Consider the following 5,069-nt stretch of genomic DNA (forward strand, 5'->3'; position numbering starts at 1 on the left):
TTTTCGGTCAAGCCTTTTTCAAAAGGGTTGCGGGCAAGTAATTTTTTCAAAAGGGTTGCGGGCAAGCAATTTTTTAAAAAGACTTGCAAGACTCGGAAATTATACAAGCAGGTTTATAGGATGCCGGGAAGCAGGCTCTATGCCGAGGTCAGCTACAGCCTCAGAAATCATTATATCGCTCATGGCAGCCATAGGAAATATGTATGGGGCATGCTCGATGGGTCCATAGAGGATGAAATCTCCAGCTGCTGCCTGCTGCAAGCAGGTTGAACCCACATCACAGATTTTGTAGAGAATAGGGTCTTTCTCTTTCTTCTTATTCAGCCAGTTCCAGGATGAAGGTGCGTTGTGGATTCCCGAGCCGGTGGGGTGCCCCCATTTTGCTTTTGCGGTAATCGTCATCTTCAGGGCTACGCCTGCTCCATTTCCCATAGGAGTAATGCTCGGATCTATAAGCTTGTTAATTATTCCACATCTGTCTGCAATTGAAAGTAATCCCTCTTCCAGGAGGCCTGCCCCATTTTCCAGTATTTCCATCCTGCCCCGCAGGGATGAGTCCGTTGCATTGAAGCCAAGGATTATCGAGCTGTCAATATCAGATAGAGCAAGAGCTTCAATTTCAGAAGCATTTATGCTCATGTTTATGGAGTTATAGATTGCTTTGTCTGCAAGCCCAATTTCGCTAACATATTCTGCAGCATATGAACGCACGGCTCCTTCAGGGGAATCGATAAGAAAAGGAGCTTCTGAAATGTCGGCCACAAAGTCAATGTAACGGGTAATGCTTTCAGGGGTAGTACCGAAAATGTGGATTATATGCGGGTTTCCGGTTTCTTCCGCACTTGATTCCTGCAGATTTATCAGTTTTTCGGCAGCATCCCGGTCAAACAGGCCTCTTGCAACGTCTTTTACTATTTCATGCTTATCATAAAAGATAGTGCCTGCAAGCACGGTCGGAAGCTCTCCTGGCTGTCCACCTATCTTCACTCCTGCGATGTTAACGATTTCCTGTTCTTTCTGAAACTTAAACATTTTTTACACCTTCAAAATCTACAGGCTAGTATTTGTTTCAAAACACGGTAATTTGCGCTCGAATAATGTACATTCGAAGTAGATCTCTGAATTGAAAATTAAAGCTCCTTTGTCGTGCAGACAACTCCTGCAGTTGAGTCCATGACAAATTCTTCGGAGACTATTATATCACCTGAATGAGGAATTGTGAAAGTAGATTGTTTTTTCTTCTGGGAAATAGCTACAAGAGGTTCCCCAGGGTAAACTTCACCTCGATCCTTATATTTTCTCACAATTTTCATTATTTCCTCGAGGTTTGTCAGTCCTATCCTGTCAAGAAGCGCTACCTGTTGCTGAAAGCGTTTGACTGCTTCTTTAGATATGTTTTCTATGAAAGGGATAGCTCCCTCAGAACCAATAATTCTTCCTTTTTCGTCAATCCCGTTTGCATGGATTGCGAGTAGGGAATGGCCTGCCAGGTGTCCCCTAGATTCCGTCCCGCAGATAAGGATGTACCTTATGTTGGAATTTGAGATGGTATTTACGATTATTTTTTCGACTCCCAGATTTTCGGTTTTTGAGCTCCCCCATAGGGCCGCTTCAGGCGAGGGATTTATCTGGCTCGCAAGAGTTACCACTGCAATCCGAGACTTCGGATTTCCTATCGTGTAGTCGCCTTTTACTATCGGCCATATCTCTGCAATGTCTTTCAATAAATCACCTTTTTTCTTTCCTTATTCAGGTGAGACAGTGCACTTGCAAGCATTATGGCTTTCGTAAAATGTCCACCTACCCTTGATGTATCTACAAAAACATAATCATCCATGAGCACCGGAGCTCCAAGCCCGTCACCTCCACCCAGGAAAGCAATTGTCCTGAAGATGAGGTTTCCCGAAATTCCATCAGGGGCAACGATAAAGTTCGATTCTTTTATGGCATCTTCAATAAGAATTGTATAATGCTTAGCATTGATCCCAAGTTCAACAGCTCGCCTTGTCACGAATTCTCCGTCTGCAAGAGTCCTGTCCACACGTTTGTTTCTTCCTATGTCTCCAATCCTGCCCCCTGACAGCACGCCGACCCTGGGCTCTATCCCAAATCTCCTTATATGGTCGGCGCCGAGCTTTATCATTCTGAGTTTATCTGAAATGGTATTCCCTTCATCAATTCCTACAGGGGCGAGAAAGAAAGGTGTCCCGTCAACTGTAAGGAGCAGGGCAAGCCGGCAGATTCTTTTCTTTCCTAGAGCCTCTTTAAGGTGAACCAGGGCTCCCGATGCTCTTGCAGTACCTCTTATTACTGCATCGACTTTTCTTGAAATCATAAGTTCTGTAAGAGTCTTCTCGGGCTCCTCTGTATCCACTACCTCGAGTTCTGTGCCGATCTGATCAATTTCCTTCTTAATCCCCACCAGGACGACCTGTGCATATCCCAGTTCCTGGGCTTTCCAGGCACTTTCGAGCATTTTGGGAGTTGGATCCCTTATTCCCATAGCTACTCTGGCCTTGTTAGCCCTGGCCCTCATTTCGATGGCCTCAAGGAGGGCATTCATGCTATTCTTTTCCATATGCATCCTGACTGTTGTGTAAGATTTTAAGTAGTTCAAAGAAGTACAAACACGATCATTAATTAATTTTGTCCCCCGAGTCCCGTCTCGGGAGGACGGTGCCCTTTTCGCTCACTTCGTTCGCTCAAGAGGGCTGAATTATGGGTAAGAAAAGATATATTTTCACCTTACTCAAAGATATAGTCAGATTGAGTTTTTTCGTACTCTTCGTATTCTTGATTGATTAGAAAATGTTAGTGGGCTAACATTAAGGAAGATATTTGCAGCCGGGATGAAAGGGAATATGAATACGCGTTTTTCTGCCCAAATTTGTTCTGGCGATTGAAGGTATTATTTTTATGAGAGCAAAAAGACTTTAACACATATCAAAGTGTAAATTTAGCGTTGTCATTTAAAAATCGAAAGCAGGGGATTGTAAGAACAAAAGCATTTGAATAGTTAAAAGATTAAAATGTATAGAGTTAATAATGAGTTCTTTTTTTATTGGTATGGTTTAAGATGACGTTGGCAATTGAATGGGCTGAGAAATACCGCCCACAGACCCTGAAGGAGATTGTAGGGAACAAGAAGGCGGTGCAGGATTTGCGGACCTGGGCTGAGAAGTGGCTTTCAGGCATTCCAGAGAGGAGGGCAGTGATCCTTCATGGACCTGCAGGAGTAGGGAAGACCTCTACTGCCCATGCTCTTGCCCGCGATCTGGGCTGGGAAGTCATCGAACTCAATGCAAGTGACCAGAGGACTGCAGGTGTTATTGAAAAGGTTGCGGGATCGGCAGCTTCAATGAATACCCTCTTTGGAGGAAAACGTCTGATTATCCTGGACGAAGCGGACAATATTCACGGGACTGCAGACAGGGGTGGAATGCGAGCTATTGCAGGAATTATAAAGAGCACACTTCAACCCATAGTGCTGATTGCAAACGATATTTATGGGTTGACTCCTACTATCAGGAACCTCTGTCTGGAAATAAAGTTCGGGTCCGTACAGAGCCGTTCTATGGTCCCTGCTTTGAAGAAGGTCTGCGAGAGCGAAGAAATTTTATGCAGCCCGGATGCAGTCCAGAAAATCGCTGAAGGGGCGGGAGGAGATCTAAGAAGTGCAATTAACGACCTTCAGGCTGCAGCTACCGGAAGGAAAGCGCTGGAAGTTGAGGATATCAGCACTTCAGGCAGAGATGTAAAAGAAAACATCTTCAAGGCAATGCAGAGAATCTTTAAGAGCACGGACTGTAAAAAGGCTTTGGAAGCATCTCGTGGGCTTGATGAAAGCCCTGAAGATCTTGTACACTGGATAGATGAAAACCTGCCTTTCCAGTATGCATCTAAGGATGGAAATCTTGAGGATATAAAAACTGGCTTTGGTTATCTCTCAAGGGCCGATCTTTACCTTGGGCGCGTAAAAAAACGCCAGAACTATGGGATGTGGAGGTATGCGAGCATGTTGATGGTCTGCGGAACTGCAGTCTCAAAGACACGGCCATACCCCGGATTTATCAAGTATCAGTCTCCTTCTCTCTGGAAGAAAATGGGGCAGATACGTTCGAAACGAAACCTCAGGGATAATATAGCTTCTAAAGTTGGAGAACACAACTTCGAGTCCATGCGTTATTCAAGAAATAATCTGCTGGAGCTTTACTCTCTCATGTTAAAGAATGAAGAATCCGCGATCGAAATTACTGCGGGCCTCGGGCTTGAACTTGAGGAGTTGATATATCTCTCGGGGAGCACAAAAGCTAGTAAAAAGCTGCAGAAAATCTACGACAGGGCGCAGGAACTTCTCCTTGAAGGAAAAGAATCTGATGGAACTGAGTTTTTCAGGGCTCCTGCCTCCTCAGAAAATAGTAAAGAGGACCTTTCTAGCTTCTTGATTAAAACTCCGAAGGAAAAAGCTGGAAAACATTCCGAGAGTCTCGAAGTTCCCAACTCCAGGACTTCACAGGGCGGGCAGAAAACTCTTAACTTTGGTCTTGATATCTCACTTGAGATTACTCCAGAAACTACGAACTCGGAAAATAATACTTCCGATATCCTTACACCTGATTCTCTTACACCTGATACTCTTACATCTGATGCCCTTACACCTGATGCTCTTACATCTGATGCCCTTATGCCTGACAGTGTTACTTCCAATACTCTTATACCGGAACAGAATCAGGCCAGGCTTAATGAGGTCGAGCTCAAACCTGGTAGCCTTACATCCAGTTTATCTGAACACGATAATCTTAAGGTTAAGAATTCTTCATCCCTGCCTGAACCTTTTGAGAAGGAAGCTTTTTCTGGCTCTGAACCTATAGAAAATAGCATCTCTCTCGAATTTTCCAGATCCAGGGAACCTATAACTCGTGAGCTCATTGTCAAAAAAGTTTCAGATAAGTCTGAAAAATCTGAGGTCAAAGCCAGTGAAACTCCTAAAAAAGCTGAGTCAAAAACACAAAAAACGCTTTTCGACTTCTAATTTTCTGACCTTATTTATTTTCTTAATTTCTGTTAGT

The 5,069-nt window shown here is 44.0% G+C and carries 4 protein-coding genes; 1 reads left to right on the forward strand and 3 read right to left on the reverse strand.

Annotated features, from left to right (window positions below; genetic code table 11):
* Positions 1–99 precede the first annotated feature (99 nt).
* The 3 genes from mtrH to mtxX all read right to left on the reverse strand — a co-directional run bounded on the left by mtrH (position 100) and on the right by mtxX (position 2,578).
* Entirely contained in the window at positions 100–1,032 is a 933-nt protein-coding gene (gene mtrH, locus A9239_RS08580; RefSeq protein ID WP_048120927.1) for a tetrahydromethanopterin S-methyltransferase subunit H, read from the reverse strand.
* 98 nt (positions 1,033–1,130) lie between these two features.
* The gene (locus A9239_RS08585; RefSeq protein ID WP_080941563.1) at positions 1,131–1,724 is read right to left on the reverse strand and encodes a tetrahydromethanopterin S-methyltransferase subunit A; all 594 of its coding nucleotides are present in this window, start codon (positions 1,722–1,724) and stop codon (positions 1,131–1,133) included.
* Positions 1,721–2,578: a methanogenesis marker protein Mmp4/MtxX gene (gene mtxX, locus A9239_RS08590; RefSeq protein ID WP_048120925.1), complete on the reverse strand. Its 858-nt coding sequence runs from the start codon at positions 2,576–2,578 to the stop codon at positions 1,721–1,723. The genes A9239_RS08585 and mtxX overlap by 4 nt, the downstream gene beginning before the upstream one ends.
* 498 nt (positions 2,579–3,076) lie before the next feature.
* Between mtxX and A9239_RS08595 the strand changes: the two genes are divergently transcribed.
* The gene (locus tag A9239_RS08595; RefSeq protein WP_048120923.1) at positions 3,077–5,032 is read left to right on the forward strand and encodes a replication factor C large subunit; all 1,956 of its coding nucleotides are present in this window, start codon (positions 3,077–3,079) and stop codon (positions 5,030–5,032) included.
* Positions 5,033–5,069 lie beyond the last annotated feature (37 nt).

Source organism: Methanosarcina sp. A14 (genome assembly GCF_001729375.1).
In the GTDB taxonomy this organism is placed as follows: Archaea; Halobacteriota; Methanosarcinia; order Methanosarcinales; family Methanosarcinaceae; genus Methanosarcina; species Methanosarcina barkeri.